Genomic DNA, 23,304 nt, shown 5'->3' on the forward strand with positions numbered 1-23,304 from the left:
CTTACTCCTGGTCAAGGCTCGGATGCTGCGGGGGAAAGATAGCCCCTCGCCGGGTGGCAGACCTCAAAGCAGGAGATGGGGTGGGTGTACTCCCTGCCCACAGCCGAGATCCTGTTGTGTGTACCCGAGGCGAGGGCGCCTCCTGCCCGTCGACCTGCCCCAGGGAACCACGGACTATCAAGAGGATCGGTACCGCCATCGCCGGGGCTCCTGGGCAGGCCGACCTCTTGACAGCCCGTGGTTGGCTTCGCCCAGGCCGACGGGCAGGAGACACCCCCGAAGCCCACCCCTGCGCTTGCGCGCAAGCCGCAAACCCCCTGCGCTGGTGCGCGGCCGCAAACCCCCTGCGCTTGCGCGCTGGCCGTTGCGGGTTGCTTTGCGCCTATGCATTGACAGTCCGGCGCCCCGGGCTTGTCGCTGGGCTTTTAGCGGCCTTGGAAGTTTGGCTTGCGCTTTTCCGCGAAAGCTCGGGGTCCTTCCTTCGCGTCCTCGCTCTGGAAGACGGCTATGCCCAGCCGGGCGTCGATCTTGAAGGCGTCGTTCTCCGGCATGGCTTCGGTTTCGCGGATCGTTCGGAGGATTGCCTTGACCGCCAGTGGCCCGTTGGCTGCTATCAGCTCAGCGAGTTCCAACGCCTTCGGCAGTGCTTGTCCGTCGGGCACCACGTGACCGATCAACCCGATGCGCTGAGCCTCGGTCGCTGTGATGTGCCGTCCCGTCAGCAGGAGGTCACAGGCGACCGTATAGGGAATCTGCCGTGGCAACCGGACCGCCGAACCGCCCAGTGGGAAAAGGCCCCACTTCGGCTCGGACACACCGAACCGGGCGCTTTCACCGGCAACCCTGATGTCCGTTGCCTGCAGGATCTCTGTCCCGCCCGCGATCGCCGGTCCTTCGACCGCCGCGATCAGCGGCTTGGTCAGCCTCCTGCCTTTCAACAGGGGCTCGATCACCGAGAGGTCCCAGTCCGCTGCCTTGTCCCCCGGGTGACTGGCTGTCATCGCCTTCAGGTCCGCGCCCGCGCAGAACGCTCCGTTTGCCCCGGTCAGGACGCATGCCCTGATCGCGTCGTCCTTGTCCACTTCGTCCCAGGCGTCGCGCATGATCGACATCATCTCCGCGGACAACGCGTTTCGCGCATCCGGGCGGTTCATGGTCACGATGAGCACGTGCCCTTGCCGCTCTACCAGGCAGTCCATCGACTTCCTTCCGGTCGGAACGGGGGATTGTTCAGAACGATAACATGTTCTACTTTGGGGTGGTGACCTTCAATATCGCCGATCTCGTGGAGCACGCCGTCGATGTCGTGCCCGAGCGGATCGCCGCGATCTGCGGCGAGCGCCGGGTCACCTATTCCGAGTTGGAGCAGCGCGCGAACCGGCTCGCGCACCATCTGGCCGCCAACGGCGTTGGGCGTGGCTCGCACGTCGGCGTGTACTCGCGGAACTCCGTCCAGGCGGTCGAGACCATGCTGGCCGCGTACAAGCTCCGCGCGGTCGCGGTGAACGTCAACTACCGCTATGTCGCCAGCGAACTGCGGTACATCTTCGACGACGCCGACCTGGTCGCCCTTGTGCACGAGCGGCGTGACGCCGCCAAGGTCGCGGCGGCGCGGACCGACAGACTGAAACACGTTATCGTCGTCGACGATGACTCCGGTGTGGACTACGAAGGCTGCGAGTACGAGGCAGCCCTCCGCGAGGGCCACCCGGACCGGGACTTCGAGCCCCGCAGCCCGGACGACACCTACATCCTGTACACCGGCGGCACCACGGGTAATCCCAAGGGTGTCGTGTGGCGCCAGGAAGACGTGTGGCGTGTGCTCGGCGGCGGCATCGACTTCATGACCGGCGCGCGGATCGAGGACGAGTGGCAGCAGGCCAACACCGGCCTGCAGTACAGCCTCGTCCGCTTCCCGATCCCGCCGTTGATCCACGGTGCCACCCAATGGGCGACGTTCCAGAGCCTGTTCTCCGGCGGCACCGTCGTCTTCGTCCCGCAGTTCGACGCGCACGAGGTCTGGCGCACCATCGAACAGCACAAGGCGCAGGTCATCCTGATCACCGGGGACGCGATGGCCCGGCCGATGATCGAGGCGTTGCAGGAGCGCGAGTACGACACGTCCTCCGTCGTCGCGATCGCCAGCACGGCCGCGTTGTTCTCGCCCTCGGTCAAGGACCAGTACCTGGCCGCCCTGCCGAACGTGGTGATCACCGACTCGATCGGGTCGTCCGAGGCCGGGTTCTCCGGCCTCAGCATCGTCCAAAGGGGAGTCGAGCACCGCGGCGGCCCCCGGGTCAGGATCGACGCGGACAACACCGTGATCGACGAGGACAACCGGCCCGTCGAGCCCGGAGTCGTCGGCAGGCTCGCCCGCGGCGGCCACATCCCGCTCGGCTACTACAAGGACGAGGCCAAGACCAAGGCGTTGTTCGTCGAGGTCGACGGGAAGCGGTACGTGGTTCCCGGTGACTTCGCGCGCGTCGAGGAAGACGGCACGGTCACACTCCTCGGACGCGGCAACATGTGCGTCAACTCGGGCGGCGAGAAGATCTTCCCCGAGGAGGTCGAGGGCGCGCTGAAGTCGCACCCCGACGTCTTCGACGCGCTGGTGATCGGTGTCCCGGACGAGCGCTTCGGCCAACGCGTCGCCGCGGTCGTGCAACCGCGTGACGGCAGGACGCCGACACTGTCCGAACTGGACGAACACGCTCGTGGCGCGATCGCCGGCTACAAGGTGCCGCGCAGCCTGTGGTTGGTCGACGAGATCAAACGCTCCCCGAGCGGCAAGCCGGACTACCGGTGGGCGCAGGCGCACGCGCAGGAGAACGAAGCCACCGAACACACGACGGTAGTGGTGAAATAGTGCGGACATCGCTGTGTGACACCTTCGGCATCGAGCACCCGATCTTCGGGTTCACGCCATCCGAACACGTAGCCGCCGCGATCAGCCGGGCCGGTGGTCTCGGCGTGCTGGGCTGCGTGCGGTTCAACGACGCGGCCGACCTCGCCAAGGCCCTCGACTGGATGGACGCCAACACCGACGGCAAACCGTACGGCGTCGACGTGGTGATGCCCGCGAAGATCCCGACCGAGGGCGCGGCGCTCGACCTGGACAAGCTGATCCCACCGGGGCACAAGGACTTCGTCGAGCGGACGCTGCACAGACTCGGGGTGCCACCGATCGGTGGCGAAGGCCGGGACGGGGTGCTCGGTTGGCTGCACTCCGTGGCCCGGTCGCATGTCGACGTCGCGCTCGAACACCCGGTGAAGTTGATCGCGAACGCCCTCGGATCACCACCCGCGGACATCATCGAACGGGCACACGAACACGGTGTTCTCGTGGCCGCGTTGGCGGGCAAGGCCGAGCACGCGCGCAACCACGTCGCCAACGGCGTGGACATCGTGGTGGCCCAAGGCTACGAAGCCGGTGGGCACACCGGGGAGATCGCCACGATGGTGCTCGTGCCGGAGATCGTGGACGCGGTCGACGTGCCTGTGCTCGCCGCTGGCGGTATCGGCAGCGGCCGTCAGGTCGCTGCCGCCATGGCGCTGGGCGCCGAGGGTGTCTGGATGGGCTCGTACTGGCTCACTACGGCGGAGTACACGCAGTCGCTCGGCGAATCGGCGATGCAGCAGGCGTTGCTGGGCGCGACGTCCAGTGACACGGTCCGGACCCGGATCTACACCGGCAAACCGGCAAGGCTGCTCAGGACCAAGTGGACGGACGCGTGGGCGGCCGACGACGCGCCCGAACCGTTGCCGATGCCGTTGCAGAACCTGCTGGTCGCCGAGGCGCACAACCGGATCAACCACGCGGGAGACCCCGCGGTGGTCTCGATGCCGGTCGGCCAGATCGTCGGCCGGATGTCGGCGGTCCGCCCGGTCGCCGAGATCATGGCGGAGTTGATCGCTGACACGAAGCGGACACTGGACCGGCTCAGGAACATGTGAGCGCTCCAGCGTGCGTACTTCCGGGCAAACGCTGGGAAGAACGCCGGGAACCACGCATCGTTGGTCGGTATGGGACGTCCGACCAAGATCACTGTCGCTTCGATGCTGGGGTTCGTCCACGGCATCCTGTCGCTGCTGTACGGCACGACCGGCTTGGTGTTCATGGACGCACCGTGGATGTATGACAACAAGGTATACCAAGTGTTGTTGGTTGCTCAGTTGCTTGTCGGCGGCCTGATGATGGTGGCAAGCGTGGTGATCATGACCGGTCAGGGTTGGGCGCTGTACCAAGGGACTTTCCTGCTGCAGGCGGCGGCCGCGGCGGTGTGTGCGGTCGCGTTCTTCCCCAGCGGCCTGGTTGTGGTCCCGTTCGCGCTCGCTGTCCCGCTCACCGGGGCCCTGTTGCTCACCAGACCGGACAGCAAGTGGTACCTGGGGATTCGCTGACCGAATCGTGATGTATCCGGTGACCGAAGTGCCCGGAAGGGCAGCCTTGGGCGGCCAATTGGCCGCTGTGCGGGCTGAGTTGGCGTGAAACGTCACGAAATCGCCTGACCCGGCGACATACTCGGCGACGTCATCCCGGTGCCCCGAGGAGGCCGCATGTCCAATGAGTACGGCCAGCAACAACACCCTGGCCAACAGTCACCGATGCCGGGCTTCGCCCCGCCGCAGTCCGGTTACCCGCAGACACCGCCGGGCGGTCAGCCCGCGTACCCGGCGCACCAGCAGTACCCGGGCGGGCCGGGTGGTTACGGCACCGGTTACGGCGGACAGCCCACCGCCAAGCCCGGCTCGGTCACCGGTGCCGCGGTGCTCGGCTTCATCCAGGCCGGTATCACCCTGATCACCACGGGCATCCTGTTCTCGGCGCTGTTCGGCACGGCGTCGGCCCAGGACGCCAGCGCGGCGGCCAGCTGGGCGCTCGCATTGGCTCAGCTGGCCGGACTGGTCCTGCTGATCTTCGGTGCGGTCCAGTTGATGTCCGGTACGTCCCGCACGCTGTACGTGGTCGGCGCGATCCTGGAACTGGTGATCTGCGCCTACTACCTGATCAACATCCTGGGCACGGACACCGGTGGGATGTTCACCGAGCAGTTCGAAAGCATCAAGAACGCACTGGCGGTGTTCCCGGTCATCTTCGCGATCATGCCCTTGATCGGCCTGATCCTCGCACTGGGTTCGGCCGCGGGGAACTACGTCTCGGCCACGCGCGGTCGCTGACGTCAGGCAGGGGTTGACGCCAGCGCGGCGCCGATCTTGCGCAACTGCGCGGTGGCGCCGCCGAGCGTGAACTCGTTGCGTTTCGCGGCAACGAAATACCGGTGCGACGGGTGATCTGTGTCGATGCCCATGCCGCCGTGCACGTGCACCGCGGTGTGGGCCACCCTGTGCCCGGCGTCGGCCGCCCAGAACTTCGCCGCGGCGACCTCGACCTCGGCCGGTAACCCTTCGCTGACCCGCCACGCGGCCTGCCACAACGTCAACCGGATCGCCTCGACGTCGATGTAGGCGTCCGCCAGCCGTTGTGCCACGGCTTGGAACGAGCCGATCGGCCGATCGAACTGCACGCGGGTCCGCGCGTGTTCCGTGGTCAGTTCCAGCGCGCGTTCGGTGACTCCCAACTGCAGCGCGCACAGCCCGATGGTCATCCGCGTGTGCAGCCAGTCGAGTACCTCCTGGCCACCGAGCAACCGCGTGGAATCCACTGGCACGTCGTCGAAGTCGAGCCAGGCCTCGCTGTCGCTGTCCACGATCCGCTGCCGGGTGATCGCGACTTCGGACGGCTTGACGACAAGGACCTTCACCCCGTCCGGCGACGAAGCGGGGACGAGGATCACCTCGGCGAGCGCTCCCGCGGGAACGCAGGACTTGCTGCCGGTCAGGCGCCAGCCGTCCGCCGCCGGTTCCGCGTACACCTCGTCTTCGGACAAGGCGGCGGTGTGGATCGCGTTCGCGTTGTCCGCCGTGCCGAATCGTTCCAGAGCTGACGCGGCGACGACGGATGCCAGGTAGGGTACGGGCGCGACCGCGCGGCCGAGTTCGACGAGCACACTGCACTGCTCGAGCAGCCCGAAGTCGGTCACCGACAGGATCCCGGCCTGGGCAAGGGAGTCCCACAGTTCAGGGTCGAACCGGTCGGCGCCCGACTCGGCCGCGCGCAGCCGCTCGTCGGTCAGCGCCGCCATGATCGACCGGGTCAGCTTGCCGAGTTCGACCTGCGCCTCGGAGAACGAGAAGTCCATCGATGTCCTTTTCCAGCCGAAGTCAGCGTTTGTGCAGCGGGAGTTTCAGGTCGGCGCCCGCGATGATGTCGCGTTGCACCTCGTTGGTCCCGCCGCCGAACGTGAGGATCAGCGCGCTTCGGTGCAGCCGCTCGATGCGCCCGCCGAGCACTTCGCCCCGTGATCCGGTGCGCACGTAGGCGTTGGTGCCGATCACTTCCATCAGCAGGCGGTAGGCCTCGGTGGCGAACTCCGTGCCGAAGATCTTCGTCGCGGACGCGTCCGCCGGTTTCGGCGAATGCTCCACGCCCCAGGCGATCCGCCAGTTCATCAGCTTGAGGAACTCCGCCTTGGCGTGCACGCGCGCGAGGTGCAGCTGCACCCATTCCTGGTCGATCACGCGCTTGCCGTCGGCGGTTTTGGTGTTCTGGGCCCACTCGACCACCTCCCGCAGCGCGTTGCGGATCGGTGCCGACGAGGTCAGCGCGACCCGCTCGTGGTTGAGCTGGTTGGTGATCAACGACCAGCCCTGGTTCTCGGTGCCGACCAGGTTCGTCGTGGGTACCCGCACGTCCTGGTAGTAGGTCGCGCTGGTCATCACACCGGACACGGTGTGCACGGGCGTCCACGAGAATCCGGGCGCGCCGGTCGGCACGATGATCATCGACAGGCCCTTGTGCTTGGCCGCGTCCGGGTCGGTCCGGCAGGCCAGCCACACGTAGTCGGCGTACTGGATCAGGCTGGTCCACATCTTCTGGCCGTTGATCACGTAGTCGTCGCCGTCGCGCACCGCGCGGGTGCGCAACGACGCCAGGTCGGTCCCGGCTTCCGGCTCGGAGTACCCGATCGAGAAGTGCGTCTGCCCGCCTGAGATGCCCGGCAGGTAGCGCGCGCGCTGGTCGGGCGTGCCGAACCGCATGATCGTCGGACCGACGGTGTTGATCGTCAGGAACGGCACCGGCGCGCCCGCGATCGCCGCCTCGTCGTTGAAGATGAGCTGGTCCATGGCGGACCGGTCCTGGCCGCCGTACTCGGTCGGCCAGCCGAGCGCCAGCCAGCCGTCCTGGCCCATCTGCCGGACGATTTCCTTGTACGCGGCCCCGTCGCCGTACTCACCGCCTTCCGTGGCGAGGGCCTGCCTGCGCTCGGGTGTCATCAACGCCGAGAAGTACTCGCGCAGTTCACGGCGCAGCGCCTCCTGCTCGGGCGTGTGGGTGATCCGCATCCGACCTCCAGGAGTGAAACACGTTCTAGTTCACCATAGCCTGGGTCAGGCCTTGGTGACCAGGTAGCGCAGGTGTGTCACGCCGACACCTTCCTGAACGGACACCGGCCCTTCCAGTTTGACCGGGGCCTTTGCCAGCTCGCCGAAGAACGGTGTGCCGCCGCCGAGTAACACTGGAACGAGGTCTACTTCGATCTCGTCGACCAGTCCGGCGTCCAGCGCCTGGCGGGTGATGGTGCCGCTGTTGAGGCCGACGTTCCTGCCGTCGGCCAGTTCCTTGGCCTTGGCGACGGCGGCCTCGATGCCCTCGGTCACGAACGTGAAGTGTTCGGAGGAGTGCTCCGGTGGGTTGTGGGTGAGCACGACGACGGGGCGCTGCAGCGGGTGCTCCCCGCCCCAAGCGTTGGTCATGTCGTACAGGAAACGGCCGACGACCAGTGCGCCGGTCGACTCGAGCAGCGCGCTGTACCGCCCGGCGCTCACCTGGGACATCCTCAGTGTCAGGCGTGTTCCGGATCCGCCGATCGACATCTCGACGTCGCCGTTGGTGTTCCAGGCGAAAAGGTGGTCGAACCCGCTCTGGCCCGGCCCGGCGACGTACCCGTCCAGTGACATGCTCGCGCCCGCGAAAACCTTGCTCATGACTGCTCCCTGATGTTCGTCCCTACTCACATGGAACGTCGAACGGGGGAGGAACTCATCGACATGACGCGTCACTTTGTTCGCGTGATTGTCGTTGAACAGGGTGAGCGCGCCGGGACTTATTTAGAACCTGTTCCTTATTTTGGTGCGATTCTCCTGGTCGGAGCACTTGTCACGCTCGAGAACCTATTCTAGTGTGAGCTGCGACGCAGCAGCGCTCGACGAGGAGTGAGCCCGTGGAGTTGACTAGGCCGCTTGAGGGAAAGGTCGCGGTGGTCACCGGTGCCGCGGCCGGGCTCGGCCGGGCCGAGGCGGTCGCGCTGGCCAGGGCGGGCGCGGACGTCGTGCTCGGCGACATCACCGAGTCCGACGTGGTCGCCGAGATCGAGGACCTCGGCGGCAAAGCGGTGTTCGTCAAGGGTGACGTGTCCGAACGGGACACGGCGGACGCGTTGACGTCGACGGCGGTCGACCGGTTCGGCGGGCTGCACGTCCTGGTCAACAACGCGGGCGTGCTCCGCGACCGGATGCTGTTCAGCATGTCGGACGAGGAATGGGACCTCGTCGTGAAGGTTCACTTGCGCGGGCACTTCCTGTTGTCGCGCAACGCGGCCGCGTACTGGCGTGCGCAGTCCAAGCAGTCCGGTGGCCCGGTGTACGCGCGGATAGTCAACACCTCGTCCGAGGCGTTCCTGCTCGGCTCAGGCGGCCAGCCGAACTACGCGGCGGCCAAGGCCGGGATCACCGCGTTGACGTTGACCAGCGCACGGTCGCTGGGCAAGTACGGGGTCCGGGCGAACGCGATCTGCCCGCGCGCCCGCACGTCGATGACTGTGGACGTCTTCGGAGAGGCACCGACCGGCGACGACCCGCTGTCGCCGGACCACGTGGGCGAGTTCGTCGCCCACCTCGCAGCGCCCGCCGCGGACAAGATCAACGGACAGGTGTTCGTGGTGCACGGCGGAACGGTCGCGCTGATGGCCGCGCCCACCGTCGAGCAGACGTTCACCAGCTTCGGCGATCTCACCGACGCCTTCGAGGAGCGCGACCCGAACAAGACCTTCGCGTGCCTCGACACGATGTCACTGTCCTAGAAGGAGAGCCATGATGCTCCCACATCGCGACGACATGGGCCTCAGGGCTGGCCCGCCGCTGACCGAGGTGATGACGTGATGGGCCGCCTGGCAGGGAAGACCGCGCTGATCACCGGCGCCGCGCGAGGACAGGGCGCGGCGGCGGCACGGCGGTTCGTCGCGGAGGGCGCGCGGGTGGCCATCGCGGACATCCTCGACGACCAGGGCAAGGAGCTCGCCGCCGAACTCGGCGAACACGCGGTGTACCACCACCTGGACGTGACGTCCGAAGGGGACTGGGCCGCCGCGGTCGAGCGGACGCTCGTCGAGTTCGGCACGCTGAACGTGTTGGTGAACAACGCGGGCATCCTGCACCTGAGGTCCATTGTCGACACCACGGTCGCCGACTACGAACGGGTGATCAAGGTCAACCAGTTCGGCACGTTCCTCGGTATGCGCGCGGTCATCCCGGCGCTGACCGACGCCAAGGGCGGCTCGATCATCAACGTGTCCTCGGTGGAGGGGCTCGGCGGGATGGCCTTCCTGATCGCCTACACCGCCAGCAAGTTCGCGGTGCGGGGGATGACGAAGGCGGCGGCCGTGGAACTCGGCCACCTGAACATCCGGGTGAACTCCATCCACCCCGGCGTCATCGACACCCAGATGGTCCGGGAGGCCGTCGAGGGCGTGGAAGTCGACGTGTCCAGGGTGGGCAAGCGAGTACCGTTGCGCCGGTGCGGACAACCCGAGGAGATCGCGGACCTGCAGGTGTTCCTCGCCAGCGACGAGAGTTCGTACTCCACTGGAGCGGAATTCGTCGCCGACGGTGGCGCCACGGCGACACACTCACTACTTTGACAGCCTCATGACTCCCACCACGAAGAGGTCGAAGACGCCGGGCGTCGCCGCGCTGCGCCAGGTGGGGCGGATCTCGACGCTCGCATGGGAGGTGCTGCGGGCCATCCCGAAGCGGCCCTTCCAGTTCCGCGAGTTCGTCCAGCAGTGCTGGTTCTTCGCCAGCGTCACGATCCTGCCGACGGCACTGGTGGCGATCCCGTTCGGCGCGGTGATCGCGTTGCAGCTCGGTTCGCTGACGCAGCAGATCGGCGCGCAGTCGTTCACCGGCGCGGCCAGCGCGTTGGCGATCGTGCAACAGGCCAGCCCCCTGATCACCGCGCTGCTGGTCGCGGGCGCGGGCGGATCGGCGGTCTGCGCGGACATCGGCGCACGCAAGATCCGCGAGGAGATCGACGCGCTCGAAGTGCTCGGCGTGTCACCGGTGCAACGCCTGATCGTGCCGAGGGTGCTCGCCGCGATGGTGGTCGCCGTGTTGCTCAACGGGCTGGTCAGCGTGGTGGGCACGATGGGTGGCTACTTCTTCAACGTGATCATGCAAGGCGGTACGCCTGGGGCGTACCTCGCCAGCTTCAACGCGTTGGCGCAGCTGCCGGACCTGTGGATCAGCGAGATCAAGGCGCTGCTGTACGGTTTCGTTGCCGGGGTCATCGCGGCCTACCGCGGTCTCAACCCGGCCGCCGGGCCGAAAGGCGTCGGCGACGCGGTCAACCAGGCCGTGGTGATCACGTTCCTCCTGCTGTTCCTGATCAACGTCGTGCTGACCGGGATCTACCTGCGGATCGTGCCGCCGAAGGGCTTCTGATGACAGCCGTGCAACCACGAGACCAAGAGCCCCGCGGGGCGATCTTGGACCTCGCCGCGCGGCCGTTCAACGGGCTCGAGCGCCTGGGCAGGCAGTTGTCCTTCTACAGCAGGGCGTTGCTGTGGGCGCCGCGCACGCTTCGGCGATACTCCCGTGAGGTCCTGCGGCTGCTGACCGAGGTCAGCTTCGGCACGGGCGCGCTCGCGGTCATCGGCGGCACGCTCGGCGTGATGATCGGGATGACCCTGTTCACCGGCACGATCGTGGGCCTGCAAGGCTATTCGTCGCTCAACCAGCTCGGCACGGGCGCGCTGACCGGGTTCCTGTCGGCCTACTTCAACACCCGTGAGGTGGCGCCGCTTTCCGCCGGGCTCGCGCTGTCGGCGACGGTCGGCTGCGGTTTCACCGCGCAGCTGGGCGCGATGCGGATCTCCGAGGAGATCGACGCGCTGGAGACGATGGCCGTGCCCAGCATGCCGTACCTGGTGACCACCCGTGTGCTCGCCGGGATCGCGGCCGTGATCCCGTTGTACGCGGTCGGCCTGTTGTCGTCCTATCTGGCTTCCCGTGCCGTCACGGTCTACTTCTACGGCCAGTCCGCCGGCACCTACGACCACTACTTCCACCTGTTCCTGCCGCCGGAGGACGTGCTCTGGTCGTTCCTCAAGGTGATCGTGTTCAGCGTGGTCGTGATCCTGACGCACTGCTACTACGGCTACACCGCGTCCGGCGGCCCCGCCGGAGTGGGCGTGGCGGTCGGGCGCGCGGTGCGCGCGGCGATCGTCATGCTGTCCATCTTGGACTTTTTCCTCAGCCTCGCGATCTGGGGATCGACGACGACCGTGCGGATCGCCGGATGATCGCCCGCTACCGCTACCACCTGCTGGGACTGGTGTTCCTTGTGATCATCGCGCTGTTCCTCGCGCTGACGATCGCCGGGTACCGCAAGGCCTTCACGCCGGTGGTGACGGTCAGCCTGAAGACCGACAAGGTCGGCAACCAGATGCGGGAGGGCGCGGACGTCAAGGTCCGCGGCATGGTCGTCGGCGAGGTGCGCACGATCCGTGCGATGGGCGACCACGCGGTGCTGGGCCTGGCGCTGCAGCCGGACAAGGTCGGCGTCATCCCCGCCAACGTCTCCGCGCGACTGCTGCCCAAGACGCTGTTCGGTGAACGTTATGTCGCGCTGCAACTGCCGCCCCAGCCGGAGACCAGGCGACTGGCCGAGGGTTCCGTCATCCCGCAGGACCGCAGTTCCTCGGCGATCGAGCTGGAACGCGTGCTCAACGACGTGCTGCCGGTCCTGCAGGCCGTGCAGCCGGAGAAGCTGGCGATGACGCTGAACTCGATCTCGACCGCGCTGCAGGGCAGGGGCGAGCAGCTCGGCCGGACGTTGGTGCAGCTCAACGAGTACCTCAAGCAGATCAACCCGTCGCTGCCGGACCTGACCGCCGACATCCAAGCGCTTGCTTCCGTCTCGGGAACGGTCAACCAGGCCGCGCCGGACCTGCTGCAGGCGTTGTCGGACCTGACCACGACGACGAAGACGATCGTGGACGAGCAGGCGAACCTGCGGACGCTGTTCGGCTCGGTCACCAACGCGTCGGTCGACCTCGGCAACTTCCTCCAGGTCAACAAGAACAATCTGGTCAACCTGGTCGTCACGGCCCGCCCCACGCTCGAGGTGCTGGCCAGGTACGCGCCGGAGTACCCGTGCATGCTCGGCCAGATCGCCGACCGGGTGCCCGCGGCGGAGGCGGCGTTCGGCAAGGGCCAGGCACACCCGAACATGATGCGCGTGACGCTGGAGTTCACCGGCAACCGCGGCAAGTACCTGCCCGGTGTGGACACTCCGCGCTTCGACGACAAGCGCGGACCTCGCTGCTACGAACAGGTCAAGCTGCCCGCGGTGTTCCCGCAGTACCCGCCGGGCGGACCGATCAAGGACGGTTCGGTGAAACCACCGCCACCGCGCAACCAGGCCCCGACCAGCATCATCCCCGGGTCGACCTCGCCGCAGGCGGCCGGGGGCGTGGCCAACACGCCGCAGGAGCTCGACCTGGTGTCGGTACTGCTGGCGCAGAAGGTCGGCGTGGCGCCGGAGGACGTGCCCCGGTGGACCAGTTTCCTGATGGCGCCGGTGTACCGGGGCGCGGAGGTGACTGTCGAATGAGGAACATCGCCGGGCCGATCGTCAAGATGGCCCTGTTCGCGGTCGTCACCGTCACGTTGACCGCGCTGCTCGGTGCGACGATCGCCAACAGCAACTTCGGGTCGACGTCGGCCTACCGCGCCCGGTTCGCCGACGCCTCCGGCCTCAAGGTCGGTGACGACGTGCGGATCCTCGGGGTGAAGGTGGGCACGGTCGATTCGCTGTCGGTCGTGCAGGACAGGTACGCCGAGGTCCGGTTCGACATCGACGCGGGCAGGCGGCTGCCCGTGTCGGCCACCGCGTCCATCAAGTACCGCAACCTGGTCGGCCAGCGGTACCTCGCGCTCGGCACCGGCACGGGCAGTGCCGAGCTGCTGGCACCGGGCGGGACGATCCCGTTGGAACGCACCAAGGCCGCGCTGAACCTGACTGTGCTGTTCAACGGGTTCCAGCCGTTGTTCCAGGCGCTGAAGCCGGAGGACGTCAACAAGCTCGCCTTCGAGATCATCCAGGTCCTACAGGGCGAGGGCGGGACCGTCGACGCCATCCTGCGGCACACCGCGACGCTGACCTCCACCATCGCGGGGCGGGACAAGGTGATCGGTGATCTGGTCGACAACCTCAACAACGTCCTCGGCACCGTCAACGGCCGCACGGACCAGGTGTCCGACCTGATCATGAGCCTGCAGCAGCTGGTGTCCGGGCTGTCGGCCGACCGGCAGCCGATCGGTGAGGCGGTCTCGGCGCTCGGCTCGCTCACCGACACCACGGCCGGTCTGGTGCAGCAGGCCAGGCCGTCGCTCAAGCAGGACATCGGCCTGCTCGGCACGTTGTCGGAGAACCTGAACAAGCAGGAACCGCTGCTCGACGGCATGCTCAAAGGCCTCGAACAGCGAGCAGACACGTTCACCCGCACGGTCAGCTACGGCAGCTGGCTGAACTTCTACCTGTGCCGGATGTCCGGAAACGTCGGCATTTCAGGGCTGAACCTGAACATGGCGCTGCTGCCGGTGCCGACGACGCAGATGCCGGAGAGGTGCGGCGCGTGAAGCCCCTCAAGGAACGCAACCAGGCCACGGTCGGCGCCGCGACGCTGGCGCTCATCGTGCTGTCCTCCCTCGCGGTGTTCTTCTCCGACGACCTGCCGATCATCGGCACCGGCACCACGTACTCCGCCTTCTTCAGCGAGGCCGCCGGGCTCGCCGACGGCAACGAGGTGCAGATCGCCGGTGTGAAGGTCGGCGAAGTGTCCACTGTGGTGCTGGCAGGCAACCAGGTCAGGGTGCGGTTCAAGGTCCGCGACGTCCGGCTCGGCGACCAGACGCGGGCCGCGATCGGCATCAAGACCCTGCTCGGCGAGAAGTACCTGGCCCTGGAGCCCAACGGCGCCGGTGCGCAGGACCCGGCCGACACGATCCCCCGCGCGCGCACCACGACCCCGTTCGACGTGAACGCCGCGCTGGGCGAGCTGAGCAAGACGGTGAACAATTTGGACACAGCGAAACTGGCTGACAGCTTCAAAGTGGTCACGGAAGCGCTCAAGGACACCCCGGAGCACATGCGCGGCGCGCTCGACGGCCTGTCGGCGTTGTCGAAGACGATCTCCACACGGGACAAGGCGCTCGCCGAGCTGCTCGCCAACACCGGCAAGGTCTCCGGCACGCTGGCCGCCCGCAACGACCAGATCGTCAAGCTGATCACCGACGGCAACCTGCTGCTGGCCGAGATCCAACGCCGCAAGGACGCGATCAACCAGCTGCTCAGGGGAACGCGCGACCTGTCGAACGAGTTGCGCGGCCTGGTCGCCGACAACCGGACGCAGCTCAAACCCACGCTGCAGCAGATGGAGAAAGTGACCGCGATGCTGCAGCGCAACCAGGACAACCTGAGCCGTGGGCTCGCCGCGCTCGCGCCGTTCGTCCGGATCTCCACCAACACCACCGGCAACGGCCGCTGGTTCGAGGGGTACCTGTGCGGCCTGCTGCCGCCGTACATCAACCTCGGGCCAGGCAAGACGAACGGGCTGACGATCAACCCGGATGGCTGTCTGCCGCCGCTCACCGGAGGTGGCCGATGACCGTGCGAACACAGGGCCAGCTCAACGCCGCCAGGGTGGTCGCGCTCGCCTGCGTGCTCGGCCTGCTCCTGGCAGGCGCGATCTGGTGGCTGCTGCGGGCACCGAGTGGGACGCGGGTCACGGCGTACTTCGACAAGACAGTCGGTGTGTACTCCGGTTCGGCGGTCCGCGTGCTCGGTGTTCCCGTCGGGGAGATCGTCGACGTGCGACCCGAAGGCGAGCAGGTCAAGGTCGACATGGTGCTCGACTCGGGCGTCCAGGTGCCCGCGTCGGCGAAGGCCGTGATCGTCGCGCCGTCCCTGGTCAGCGACCGGTACGTCCAGCTCGCGCCCGCCTACACCGACGGCCCGGTGATGGCGTCCGGCGCGGTGATCCAGCGCGCCGACACCGCCATGCCGGTCGAACTGGACGACCTCTACGCCAGCGTGAACAAGCTGAGCAACGACCTCGGGCCCAACGGTGCCAACAAGGACGGCGCCGTTTCGGACCTGCTGGACACCCTGGCGGGAACGCTGAAGGGCAACGGGCAGAACCTCAACAACACGGTCCGCCAACTCGCCGCGGCCGCCGACACGCTCGCCGGGTCCAAGGACAACCTGTTCGCCACCGTGGACAACCTCGGCAAGTTCACCAAGGCACTGGCCGACAACGACAAGGCGGTGCACGACTTCTACGGACGACTGGCCGACGTCAGCACGTTCCTCGCCGACGACCGCGAGGAAGTCGCTGAGGCGCTGAGCTCGCTCGCCGTGGCGCTCGGGGACGTCAAGTCGTTCGTCGCGGAGAACAAGGACCTGCTGGCGTCCAATGTGGAGAAGCTGACCGGGGTGACGAAGGCGCTCGTGGACCAGCGCGGGGCGATCGCCGAGATACTGGACGTCGCGCCGGTCGGCGCGACCAACCTGGTCAACTCCTACGACGCGGCGTCCGGCTCGATCGGCGTCCGCGCGGACCTCAACGAGTTCACCCACCCGCCGATCCTGATGGTGTGCCGCCTGATCGAGCAGGGCACGCCGAAGGCAATCCCGGCGACGTTGACCGACGTCTGCAAGTCGCTGGCGCCGGTGCTGGACGGCACGCTGAAACTGCCGACCGTCGCGGAGACCCTGACCGCGCTGCAGAACGGGACACTGCCGCCGCTGCCGGTGCCCTTGCTCGAGGTGCTGCGGAAATGAAACGCATCGGCCTTGTCCTCGTGGCGCTGCTGCTCGCCGGATGCACGGAGGGCGGTTTCGGCGGGCTGTACAACACGCCGCTGCCGGGTGGCGCGGACATCGGCGACCACCCCTACCAGGTCACCGCGCAGTTCGGTGACGTGCTCGACCTCGTGCCGCAGGCGAGCGTCAAGGTCAACGACGTGGCCGTCGGACGGGTCGCGAAGATCGAGCTGACGCCGGACAACAAGATGGCGCTGGTGACGCTCGTGGTCAACGGCGCCGTTTCGCTGCCGGCCAACGCGGGCGCCGAACTGCGCCAGTCGAGCCTGCTGGGGGAGAAGTACGTCCAGTTGCGCGAACCCGTCGGGGAGCAGCCGCAGGGCCGGTTGACCGACGGTGCTGTCGTCCCGTTGAACCGGACGAACCGCAATCCCGAAGTCGAAGAGGTCCTCGGGGCGTTGTCGATGCTGCTCAACGGCGGTGGCATCGAGCAGTTGCGGACGATCGTCGGTGAGATGAACAACGCGTTGTCGGGCAACGAGGCGCAGATCCGGGAGCTGCTGTCCAACGTCAGGACGTTGGTGTCGACTTTGGACGGTCAACGGGACAGCATCGTCCGCGCGATCGACGGTCTGGCCAAGCTGTCGGGCACGCTCGTCGCGCAGACCGGAAACCTCACCAACGCGCTGGACAACTTGTCGCCGGGGTTGAAGGTACTCGAACAGCAGCGCACGCAGCTCACCGGCATGCTCACCGCGCTGGACACGTTGTCGGATGTCGCGGTCGACACCGTGAACCGCAGCAAGAAGGACCTGGTCGCGGATTTGAAGCTGCTTGAGCCGACGCTGCGCAAGCTGGTCGAGACCGGGGACAAACTCCCGGTCGCGCTGGACTACCTGGTGACGTACCCGTACCCGTCGTACGCGGTCAACGCCGTGCGCGGCGACTACTTCAACGTGGACGCCAAGCTGAGCCTCGACTTCACCGAGATGATCAACAACCTGTCCAACTCCGGGCAGACCCTGCTGGCGCCACCGGGCCAGCCGTACGGCAACAAGCCAGATGGAAACGGCACCGGTCCGCTTCCGCTGCCGATCCCGGTGCCGATCATCCCCGACCTGATCCCGAAGAACGGCAATCCCAAACCCGACCAGGGCCTGCTCGGCGGGTTGCTGGGGACGCTGCTGGGAGGCGGATGATGCTCACCAGGGGCGTGCGGCTCAGGATCGTCGCGTTCGTGATGATCGCGGTGGTGGCCGTGACCTACGCCGGGGCCCGGTACGCGGGCCTGGACCGGTTGTTCGGCGGCAGCGGGTACACCGTGACCGTGCAACTGCCCGACTCGGGCGGGATCTTCACCAACGCCGAGGTCACCTACCGCGGGGTGACCGTCGGCCGGGTCGGGCGGATGCACCTGGTCGACCGCGGCATCGACGTGGAACTGGTGATGGACTCCGACCAGTCGATCCCGGCGGACACGAAGGCCGTCGTGGCCAACCGGTCCGCGATCGGCGAGCAGTACGTCGACCTGCAGCCGGCCAGGGACGGCGGGCCGTACCTGGCCGAAGGGTCGGTGATCACCCAGGAGCGCACGAGCATCCCGCCGTCCACCGACACCATGCTGTCCAATCTGGACGGCCTGGTCCGCAGCGTCCCGGTCGACTCGCTGCGGACCGTGGTGGACGAGCTGAACACCGCCTTCGCGGGGACCGGCACCGACCTGCAGTTGCTGCTGGACTCGGCCGGTCAGTTCACGACCGCGGCGACCCAACACCTGCCGCAGACGAAGAGCCTGCTCAGCACCGGCCGCACGGTGCTGGAACGCCAGCAGGCCGACGCGCAGAAGCTGATCGCGTTCAGCTCGGGCCTGCGCAAGCTGTCCGAGCAGCTCAAGACGTCCGACCCGGACATCCGCAAGCTGATCGAGGTCACCCCGGGTGTGGCGGACGACGTGGTGGACATCCTGCGCAAGTCGGGGCCGGACCTGGGTGTGGTGTTCGCGAACCTGCTGACCACCACGACGGTGACGACCAGCCGGACAGCCGCGATAGAGCAGTTCATGGTCGCCTACCCGGTGATCTCCGCCTTCACCCCGAGCACGGCACCGGACGGCACCGGACACCTCGGCATCATGCTGAACTTCTTCGACCCGCCGCCGTGCGTGAAGGGCTACGAGGGCACGAAGCAGCGCAACGCCAGCCAGACCGAGCCCAGTCCGGTGAACCGCAACGCGTACTGCGCCGAGCCACCCAACAGCCCGGTCGGCGTGCGCGGTGCCCAGAACGCGCCCTTCGCGGGCGTACCCAAGCACGTTTCCCCCGGTGGAACGCCGAATCCGGCCCCGAAGATGCCCGGCGTGCTCGGCCTGAACCGGGGCGGGAGTGGTTTGCAGAACATCGGCCAGTTGCTAGGTTTGCCCGGGTGATCGGTCGTATCCTCGCTGTGCTGGCGGTGCTCGCGGTGGCTGCTGCCGGGTTCACGGGCTGGCGCTGGTGGAACTCGTCGAACAGCGCCGAAGCGGACATCGCCGAGCAACGGGACAACGTGCTCGCGGTCGGCGAACGGCACGTGGTCGAGTTGAACACAGTGGACTTCCAGAACCTGGACGCCGACTTCGACCGGTGGCGTGCGGCGTCGACCGGGCCGTTGCTCGACCGCCTCGTCCGCAACCGGGAAACCGACCGGCAGACCACGTTGAGCACGAAGACCGTTGCCAAGGCACGGGTTGTCAGCGCGGCGGTGACCACGATGAACACCTACACGGGGACGGCGAACGTGATCGCCGCGGTCGAGGTGTCCGTGAGCCAGAACGGCGCACAGCCCACCGCGGGCGTTTCCCGGTGGGACGTGGACCTGTCGAGGACCGACTCGGGCTGGAAGGTCAGCGCGCTGGAGGTGGTCGGGACGTGAAGCCGACCGCTGCGGGGATATCGGCGGCTGTCCTCGTCGTCGGTGTGTGCCTGACCGTGTGGTTCACGGTCGCGAGGCCGCGAGGGCCGGAGAACGTCGCGTTGGTCGACCTGGCCGCGACCAATGCCGTGACCGATCAGGTCGGTCGGACGCTGCGCACGGTGTTCTCGTACGACCCGAGTCAGATGGACCGGACTGCCGTCGCCGCCCAGGACGTGCTGGTCGGCGCGGCGATCGAGCAGTACAACACGCAGTTCCAGCAGGCCAGGAAAGAGGCCACGGATAACAAGCAGGTGCTGACGACGGCCGTGCGGTCGGTCGGTGTGGTGGACCTGCGGCCGGACTCGGCGCGACTGCTGGTGTTCGTCGACCGGCAGTTGGTGAAGGGCGACAAGCACGAGTCAGGCGCGGCTCAGCTGTTGGTGAGCGCGGTGAAGAGCGGGGACGTCTGGAAGATCAGCGACATCCGGTTCCTGTAGACCCTCGTGGGTGTTGCCAGGGTTTGAACCCGGGAAGGTACTCACGAGGGGGTACCGGTGGACAGGTCGGATTCGATTGATTTGGCTGTGGCGAGCAGTGCCGGGAGCAGGTCCGTCTGCACGCTTTCGACCGGTCGGCTGACGTGGGTGGAGATGTTCACGGCCGCCACCACTTTGCCCTGGTTGTGGATGGGGGCCGCGATGGAGCGCAGCCCGCTTTCCAGTTCCTCGTCGACCATGCACCAGCCCTGGTCGCTCACCTTGGCCAGTTCCGCGCGGAGTTCGGTCACGTCGGTGATGGTTCGTTCGGTCAACGGGGTGAGCGGTGTCGCGCCGAGGAACGAGTCCAGCCAGCTCTGGTCCTGGGCGGCGAGCATGATCCGGCCCATGGACGTGGCGTGCGCCGGGAAGCGGGTACCGATGTCGATCATCACCTTCATGATCCGCTTGGTGGGTACGCGCGCCACGTAGACGATGTCCGCGCCGTCGAGCACGGAGACCGAGCAGGACTCGTGGACCTCACCCGCCAGCTTCTCCAGGTGGGGCTGGGCCACGTCGGGCAGGCCCAGGCTGGACAGGTAGGAGTAACCGAGGTCGAGCACCTTGGGGCGTAACGCGAACAGTCGCCCGTCGCTGCGCACGTAGCCGAGGTCCACCAGGGTGTGCAGGAACCGGCGGGCCGCGGCCCTGGTCAGGCCGGTGACCCTGGCGACGTCGCTGAGCGTCATCTCCGGGTGGTCGGCGTCGAACGCCCGGATCACCGCGAGACCGCGTTCCAATGACTGCACGAAGTCGCTCATCGCCGCAACGCCCGATCCGTCCACTCGTTCGCCGAACCCAGGTACCCGGCCGGGTCCAGCGCCCTGTCGATGTCCTCTTCGGACAGAGAGATCCGGGGGTCGGCCAGCAGCGCCGCCCGGAACGGCCGCCCGGAGGTGGCCAGTTCGGTGACGACCTCGGATGCCGTGGCGCGGCCCATGCTCGGCGCCAGCGCTGTCACGACTGCCTCGGCCATCACCAGGCCACCGGTCATGTCCACGTTGGCACGCATCCGGTCGCGGTCCACCCGCAGTCCTGTGATCAGGTCGCGGGTCCGTGCGCATGCTGTGCTCAGCGTTCCGCACAGTGAATTCAGTGTTTCCCATTCCGCGTGCCAGGCACCCGCCGCGCGCTCGTGCTCCTGCGGCATCGCGGCGAGCATGGTCGCCACCAGCCCCGGGATCCGCTTGGCAGCGGCCGTGATCAGCACCGACCGGACCGGGTTCTGCTTGTGCGGCATCGTGGACGACCCGCCGCCTGACGACTCGGCCACCTCGCCGACCTCGGTCTGGGCCAGCAACGTGACGTCGAGGGCGATCTTGCCGAGCACACCGGCGAGCACACCGAACGCCCCGGCCAGTTCGCCCATCCGGGTCCTGTTGGTGTGCCACGGGATCACCGGTTCGTCCAGACCCAGTTCCGCGGCGAACAACCGGGGAACAGCGGTGTCGGAGAAGACCGAGAGCGTCCCCACCGCTCCACCCAACTGGGCGGAGAACCGGAGGCGCCGCAGGTTCTCCGCTGCCTCGTCCAGCGACACAAGCCATCCGGCGCACTTCAGCCCGAACGTCGTCGGCAGCGCGTGCTGCATCAGCGTTCGCGCGATCATCACGGTGTCGCGGTGCTCACGAGCGAGCGAAGCACAGGCGTCGGCAGCGGCGCTCAGATCAACCAGCATGCCGTCGACAGCGTTCTTGGCCACCAGCATCGCCGCGGTGTCCATGATGTCCTGACTGGTTGCACCGAGGTGGACATACCGGCCCGCGTCGGCGGATACGCGTTCGCGTAGCCGGCGCACCAAGGGAACAACGGGATTGCCCACGCTGACAGCCTGCCTGCCGAGTTCGGCCGTGTCGAAGTCGGCAGGCACGGCGGCGATTTCCGAAGCGGCCTGCCCGGGGATCACGCCCGCCTCGGCCAACGCCGTGGCGAGCGCTTTTTCGGCGTCCACCAGCGCCGTCAGCCAGGCCTGGGCGGAGGTCGTGCCGAACAGCGCTTCGAACATGCGACTCAGCCTGCCAGTTTCCGCAACGCGGTCAACTCGGCGTCGGTCGGCGGTGGCGTCTCGGTCAGGTCCGGCGAGATCCGCAACTGCCAGCCGGTGGCCTCGACCACCTGCGCGACGTCCACGCCCGGGTGCAGCTGGGTCAGCGTGAACTCGCCGTCGACCGGCTGGAGCACGCCGAGGTCCGTGATGATCATCCTCGGCCCGGCCCCGGTGAAGGCCGACCGGTCACCCAGGCCGACCGAGGTGATGAAGTCGAGCTTGTCGATGAACGTCCGGCGGCTCTGCCGGACGACGATCACGACTTCCTTGCAGGACGCGGCGATCTCCGGGGCACCACCGGCGCCGGGCAGCCGGACCTTCGGGTCCGCGTAGTCGCCGATCACGGTCGTGTTGATGTTGCCGTGCTTGTCGAGCTGGGCCGCGCCGAGGAAGCCGACGTCGATCCGGCCGGGCTGGAGCCAGTAGTTGAAGATCTCCGGCACGCTGACCAGCGCGTCCGCCGTCTCGGCGAGGATCCCGTCGCCGATCGAGAGCGGCAGCCGGTCCGGTTTCGCGCCGACGCAGCCGGACTCGTAGATCAGCACCAGGTCCGGTGCGTGGGTCGCGCGCGCGAGGTTCGCCGCGGTGCTCGGCAGCCCGATGCCGACGAAGCACGACGTGCCGTCCCGCAGCACGCGCGCGGCGGCGACGGTCATCATCTCGTCAGTGGTGTAGTTCATCGGGCGACCTCTTCGGCGAGCCAGCGCTGGAAGGCGTCCCGGTCACGGCTGATGCCGTCCCACGCCTTGTAGTAGTCGTTGTCGCGCACGTAGTAGTCGTGCGCGTACGAAGGATGCGCGCCGTTCGGCACCTCCGCCACCCGCGTGAGCACCCAGCTCGGCAGCGTGATCGCGTTCGGCCTGGGCTCCAGTTCGTCGACGATCTCCTCGACGGTCACCAGCGAGCGCTTCGCCGCGAGCACGGCTTCCTTCTGCACCCCGGTGATGCCCCAGAGCTGCACGTTTCCCTTCCGGTCGGCGCGCTGGGCGTGCACGATCGCCACGTCCGGGTTCAGCGCGGGCACCGCGGTGAGGGTCTGGCCGGTGAACGGGCACGTGATCGGCTTGATCGTGTCAGTCTGTTTCGGCAGGTCCGTGCCGGTGTAGCCGCGCATGACGGCGAACGGCAGGCCGGACGCGCCCGCGGCGTAGCGGTTGGCCATGCCCGCGTGGCTGTGTTCCTCGATCTCCAGCGGTACCGGCCACGCGTGCTGCACGGCGTCGCGGAAGCGGTGCAACGACCCGACTCCGGGGTTGCCGCCCCATGAGAAGACCAGCTTGCGGGCGCAGCCCGCGCCGATCAGCTGGTCGTAGATCAGGTCGGGCGTCATCCGCACCAGGGTCAGGTCCTTGCGGCCCTGCCGGATGATCTCGTGCCCGGCCGCGAACGGGATCAGGTGCGTGAAGCCTTCCAGCGCGACCTGGTCGCCGTCGTGCACCAGGTCCGCGATCGCCTCGGCCAACGAGCTCACCGACGCCATTCCACCTCCCGTTGTGCGCTATACGAACTTAAATTCGCATCTCGAACATTGTCGCAGGATGAACCCTGAGTGCCAAATGAGACGTAGGTCACTGGAATAGGCCGGAATGAAATGGGTACTCCTTACGTCATACGGGTGACAGGTGTACATCGCGTGGGGGTACGCGTGTATACGCTGTGTGAGG

General features: G+C 67.5%; 24 protein-coding genes. 16 read left to right on the forward strand and 8 right to left on the reverse strand.

The window, feature by feature from the left end:
* Positions 1-425 precede the first annotated feature (425 nt).
* Positions 426-1,199 (reverse strand): crotonase/enoyl-CoA hydratase family protein, encoded by a 774-nt coding sequence (locus ALI144C_RS50055; protein ID WP_076994325.1) that lies wholly within the window; start codon positions 1,197-1,199, stop codon positions 426-428.
* Between the two features lie 62 nt (positions 1,200-1,261).
* Here ALI144C_RS50055 and ALI144C_RS50060 point away from each other — a divergent pair, with 62 nt between their 5' ends.
* The 4 genes from ALI144C_RS50060 (at position 1,262) to ALI144C_RS50075 (ending at position 5,178) form a co-directional block, all read left to right on the forward strand.
* Entirely contained in the window at positions 1,262-2,866 is a 1,605-nt protein-coding gene (locus tag ALI144C_RS50060; RefSeq protein WP_193441293.1) for an acyl-CoA synthetase, read from the forward strand.
* On the forward strand, positions 2,866-3,954 hold the full coding sequence (locus ALI144C_RS50065; protein WP_076994327.1) for an NAD(P)H-dependent flavin oxidoreductase: 1,089 nt from the start codon (positions 2,866-2,868) through the stop codon (positions 3,952-3,954). Before ALI144C_RS50060 ends, ALI144C_RS50065 begins: the two co-directional genes overlap by 1 nt.
* Positions 3,955-4,023: 69 nt before the next feature.
* On the forward strand, positions 4,024-4,401 hold the full coding sequence (locus ALI144C_RS50070) for a hypothetical protein (RefSeq protein WP_076994328.1): 378 nt from the start codon (positions 4,024-4,026) through the stop codon (positions 4,399-4,401).
* Between the two features lie 156 nt (positions 4,402-4,557).
* Positions 4,558-5,178 (forward strand): hypothetical protein, encoded by a 621-nt coding sequence (locus tag ALI144C_RS50075; protein WP_076994329.1) that lies wholly within the window; start codon positions 4,558-4,560, stop codon positions 5,176-5,178.
* A 2-nt stretch (positions 5,179-5,180) separates the two neighbouring features.
* Here ALI144C_RS50075 and ALI144C_RS50080 read toward each other — a convergent pair whose 3' ends face one another.
* The 3 genes from ALI144C_RS50080 to ALI144C_RS50090 are packed head-to-tail and all read right to left on the reverse strand — an operon-like array spanning position 5,181 to position 8,046.
* Positions 5,181-6,200 (reverse strand): acyl-CoA dehydrogenase family protein, encoded by a 1,020-nt coding sequence (locus ALI144C_RS50080; protein WP_076994330.1) that lies wholly within the window; start codon positions 6,198-6,200, stop codon positions 5,181-5,183.
* 22 nt (positions 6,201-6,222) lie between these two features.
* Positions 6,223-7,404 carry an acyl-CoA dehydrogenase family protein gene (locus tag ALI144C_RS50085; RefSeq protein WP_076994331.1) on the reverse strand — a complete coding sequence of 394 codons (1,182 nt, stop codon included), beginning with the start codon at positions 7,402-7,404 and terminating at the stop codon, positions 6,223-6,225.
* 45 nt (positions 7,405-7,449) lie between these two features.
* Positions 7,450-8,046 (reverse strand): dihydrofolate reductase family protein, encoded by a 597-nt coding sequence (locus tag ALI144C_RS50090; RefSeq protein WP_076994332.1) that lies wholly within the window; start codon positions 8,044-8,046, stop codon positions 7,450-7,452.
* Positions 8,047-8,288: 242 nt separating this feature from the next.
* On the opposite strand from ALI144C_RS50090, the gene ALI144C_RS50095 reads away from it, so the two are divergent.
* From ALI144C_RS50095 to ALI144C_RS50150, 12 genes are all read left to right on the forward strand, one after another.
* Positions 8,289-9,140 (forward strand): 3-oxoacyl-ACP reductase, encoded by an 852-nt coding sequence (locus ALI144C_RS50095; RefSeq protein ID WP_076994870.1) that lies wholly within the window; start codon positions 8,289-8,291, stop codon positions 9,138-9,140.
* A 78-nt stretch (positions 9,141-9,218) separates the two neighbouring features.
* Positions 9,219-9,977 (forward strand): glucose 1-dehydrogenase, encoded by a 759-nt coding sequence (locus tag ALI144C_RS50100; protein ID WP_076994333.1) that lies wholly within the window; start codon positions 9,219-9,221, stop codon positions 9,975-9,977.
* Positions 9,978-9,984: 7 nt separating this feature from the next.
* Positions 9,985-10,779 (forward strand): MlaE family ABC transporter permease, encoded by a 795-nt coding sequence (locus ALI144C_RS50105; protein ID WP_076994334.1) that lies wholly within the window; start codon positions 9,985-9,987, stop codon positions 10,777-10,779.
* The gene (locus ALI144C_RS50110; protein ID WP_076994335.1) at positions 10,779-11,639 is read left to right on the forward strand and encodes an MlaE family ABC transporter permease; all 861 of its coding nucleotides are present in this window, start codon (positions 10,779-10,781) and stop codon (positions 11,637-11,639) included. The genes ALI144C_RS50105 and ALI144C_RS50110 overlap by 1 nt, the downstream gene beginning before the upstream one ends.
* On the forward strand, positions 11,636-12,952 hold the full coding sequence (locus tag ALI144C_RS50115; RefSeq protein WP_076994336.1) for an MCE family protein: 1,317 nt from the start codon (positions 11,636-11,638) through the stop codon (positions 12,950-12,952). Before ALI144C_RS50110 ends, ALI144C_RS50115 begins: the two co-directional genes overlap by 4 nt.
* Positions 12,949-13,980: an MCE family protein gene (locus ALI144C_RS50120; RefSeq protein WP_076994337.1), complete on the forward strand. Its 1,032-nt coding sequence runs from the start codon at positions 12,949-12,951 to the stop codon at positions 13,978-13,980. The genes ALI144C_RS50115 and ALI144C_RS50120 overlap by 4 nt, the downstream gene beginning before the upstream one ends.
* Positions 13,977-15,008: an MCE family protein gene (locus ALI144C_RS50125; RefSeq protein WP_076994871.1), complete on the forward strand. Its 1,032-nt coding sequence runs from the start codon at positions 13,977-13,979 to the stop codon at positions 15,006-15,008. Before ALI144C_RS50120 ends, ALI144C_RS50125 begins: the two co-directional genes overlap by 4 nt.
* A complete protein-coding gene (locus tag ALI144C_RS50130; RefSeq protein WP_076994338.1) occupies positions 15,005-16,183 on the forward strand; it encodes an MCE family protein in 1,179 nt (392 codons plus the stop codon). Before ALI144C_RS50125 ends, ALI144C_RS50130 begins: the two co-directional genes overlap by 4 nt.
* Positions 16,180-17,364, forward strand: a complete 1,185-nt coding sequence (locus ALI144C_RS50135; RefSeq protein ID WP_076994339.1) for an MCE family protein — start codon at positions 16,180-16,182, stop codon at positions 17,362-17,364. The genes ALI144C_RS50130 and ALI144C_RS50135 overlap by 4 nt, the downstream gene beginning before the upstream one ends.
* The gene (locus ALI144C_RS50140) at positions 17,364-18,590 is read left to right on the forward strand and encodes an MCE family protein (RefSeq protein WP_076994340.1); all 1,227 of its coding nucleotides are present in this window, start codon (positions 17,364-17,366) and stop codon (positions 18,588-18,590) included. Before ALI144C_RS50135 ends, ALI144C_RS50140 begins: the two co-directional genes overlap by 1 nt.
* Entirely contained in the window at positions 18,587-19,075 is a 489-nt protein-coding gene (locus tag ALI144C_RS50145; protein WP_076994341.1) for a hypothetical protein, read from the forward strand. Before ALI144C_RS50140 ends, ALI144C_RS50145 begins: the two co-directional genes overlap by 4 nt.
* Positions 19,072-19,554: a hypothetical protein gene (locus ALI144C_RS50150; protein ID WP_083754082.1), complete on the forward strand. Its 483-nt coding sequence runs from the start codon at positions 19,072-19,074 to the stop codon at positions 19,552-19,554. The genes ALI144C_RS50145 and ALI144C_RS50150 overlap by 4 nt, the downstream gene beginning before the upstream one ends.
* Positions 19,555-19,595: 41 nt before the next feature.
* Here the strand turns inward: ALI144C_RS50150 and ALI144C_RS50155 are convergent, their stop codons facing one another.
* The 4 genes from ALI144C_RS50155 to ALI144C_RS50170 are packed head-to-tail and all read right to left on the reverse strand — an operon-like array spanning position 19,596 to position 23,120.
* The gene (locus ALI144C_RS50155) at positions 19,596-20,354 is read right to left on the reverse strand and encodes an IclR family transcriptional regulator (RefSeq protein WP_076994342.1); all 759 of its coding nucleotides are present in this window, start codon (positions 20,352-20,354) and stop codon (positions 19,596-19,598) included.
* Entirely contained in the window at positions 20,351-21,598 is a 1,248-nt protein-coding gene (pcaB, locus tag ALI144C_RS50160) for a 3-carboxy-cis,cis-muconate cycloisomerase (protein ID WP_076994343.1), read from the reverse strand. Before pcaB ends, ALI144C_RS50155 begins: the two co-directional genes overlap by 4 nt.
* 5 nt (positions 21,599-21,603) lie before the next feature.
* On the reverse strand, positions 21,604-22,320 hold the full coding sequence (locus ALI144C_RS50165) for a CoA-transferase subunit beta (RefSeq protein ID WP_076994344.1): 717 nt from the start codon (positions 22,318-22,320) through the stop codon (positions 21,604-21,606).
* The gene (locus tag ALI144C_RS50170) at positions 22,317-23,120 is read right to left on the reverse strand and encodes a CoA transferase subunit A (RefSeq protein ID WP_076994345.1); all 804 of its coding nucleotides are present in this window, start codon (positions 23,118-23,120) and stop codon (positions 22,317-22,319) included. The genes ALI144C_RS50165 and ALI144C_RS50170 overlap by 4 nt, the downstream gene beginning before the upstream one ends.
* Between the last annotated feature and the right edge of the window lie 184 nt (positions 23,121-23,304).

The organism is Actinosynnema sp. ALI-1.44 (assembly GCF_001984155.1).
Classification (GTDB): Bacteria; Actinomycetota; Actinomycetes; order Mycobacteriales; family Pseudonocardiaceae; genus Kibdelosporangium.

What these genes read in the sequence shown, in the direction of transcription:
- ALI144C_RS50055 (WP_076994325.1), bottom strand. Translation starts at nt 1,199, where the DNA reads ATGGACTGCCTGGTAGAGCGGCAAGGGCACGTGCTCATCGTGACCATG.
- ALI144C_RS50070 (WP_076994328.1), top strand. Translation starts at nt 4,024, where the DNA reads ATGGGACGTCCGACCAAGATCACTGTCGCTTCGATGCTGGGGTTCGTC.
- ALI144C_RS50075 (WP_076994329.1), top strand. Translation starts at nt 4,558, where the DNA reads ATGTCCAATGAGTACGGCCAGCAACAACACCCTGGCCAACAGTCACCG.
- ALI144C_RS50080 (WP_076994330.1), bottom strand. Translation starts at nt 6,200, where the DNA reads ATGGACTTCTCGTTCTCCGAGGCGCAGGTCGAACTCGGCAAGCTGACC.
- ALI144C_RS50085 (WP_076994331.1), bottom strand. Translation starts at nt 7,404, where the DNA reads ATGCGGATCACCCACACGCCCGAGCAGGAGGCGCTGCGCCGTGAACTG.
- ALI144C_RS50090 (WP_076994332.1), bottom strand. Translation starts at nt 8,046, where the DNA reads ATGAGCAAGGTTTTCGCGGGCGCGAGCATGTCACTGGACGGGTACGTC.
- ALI144C_RS50100 (WP_076994333.1), top strand. Translation starts at nt 9,219, where the DNA reads ATGGGCCGCCTGGCAGGGAAGACCGCGCTGATCACCGGCGCCGCGCGA.
- ALI144C_RS50105 (WP_076994334.1), top strand. Translation starts at nt 9,985, where the DNA reads ATGACTCCCACCACGAAGAGGTCGAAGACGCCGGGCGTCGCCGCGCTG.
- ALI144C_RS50110 (WP_076994335.1), top strand. Translation starts at nt 10,779, where the DNA reads ATGACAGCCGTGCAACCACGAGACCAAGAGCCCCGCGGGGCGATCTTG.
- ALI144C_RS50115 (WP_076994336.1), top strand. Translation starts at nt 11,636, where the DNA reads ATGATCGCCCGCTACCGCTACCACCTGCTGGGACTGGTGTTCCTTGTG.
- ALI144C_RS50120 (WP_076994337.1), top strand. Translation starts at nt 12,949, where the DNA reads ATGAGGAACATCGCCGGGCCGATCGTCAAGATGGCCCTGTTCGCGGTC.
- ALI144C_RS50130 (WP_076994338.1), top strand. Translation starts at nt 15,005, where the DNA reads ATGACCGTGCGAACACAGGGCCAGCTCAACGCCGCCAGGGTGGTCGCG.
- ALI144C_RS50135 (WP_076994339.1), top strand. Translation starts at nt 16,180, where the DNA reads ATGAAACGCATCGGCCTTGTCCTCGTGGCGCTGCTGCTCGCCGGATGC.
- ALI144C_RS50140 (WP_076994340.1), top strand. Translation starts at nt 17,364, where the DNA reads ATGCTCACCAGGGGCGTGCGGCTCAGGATCGTCGCGTTCGTGATGATC.
- ALI144C_RS50155 (WP_076994342.1), bottom strand. Translation starts at nt 20,354, where the DNA reads ATGAGCGACTTCGTGCAGTCATTGGAACGCGGTCTCGCGGTGATCCGG.
- pcaB (WP_076994343.1), bottom strand. Translation starts at nt 21,598, where the DNA reads ATGTTCGAAGCGCTGTTCGGCACGACCTCCGCCCAGGCCTGGCTGACG.
- ALI144C_RS50165 (WP_076994344.1), bottom strand. Translation starts at nt 22,320, where the DNA reads ATGAACTACACCACTGACGAGATGATGACCGTCGCCGCCGCGCGCGTG.
- ALI144C_RS50170 (WP_076994345.1), bottom strand. Translation starts at nt 23,120, where the DNA reads ATGGCGTCGGTGAGCTCGTTGGCCGAGGCGATCGCGGACCTGGTGCAC.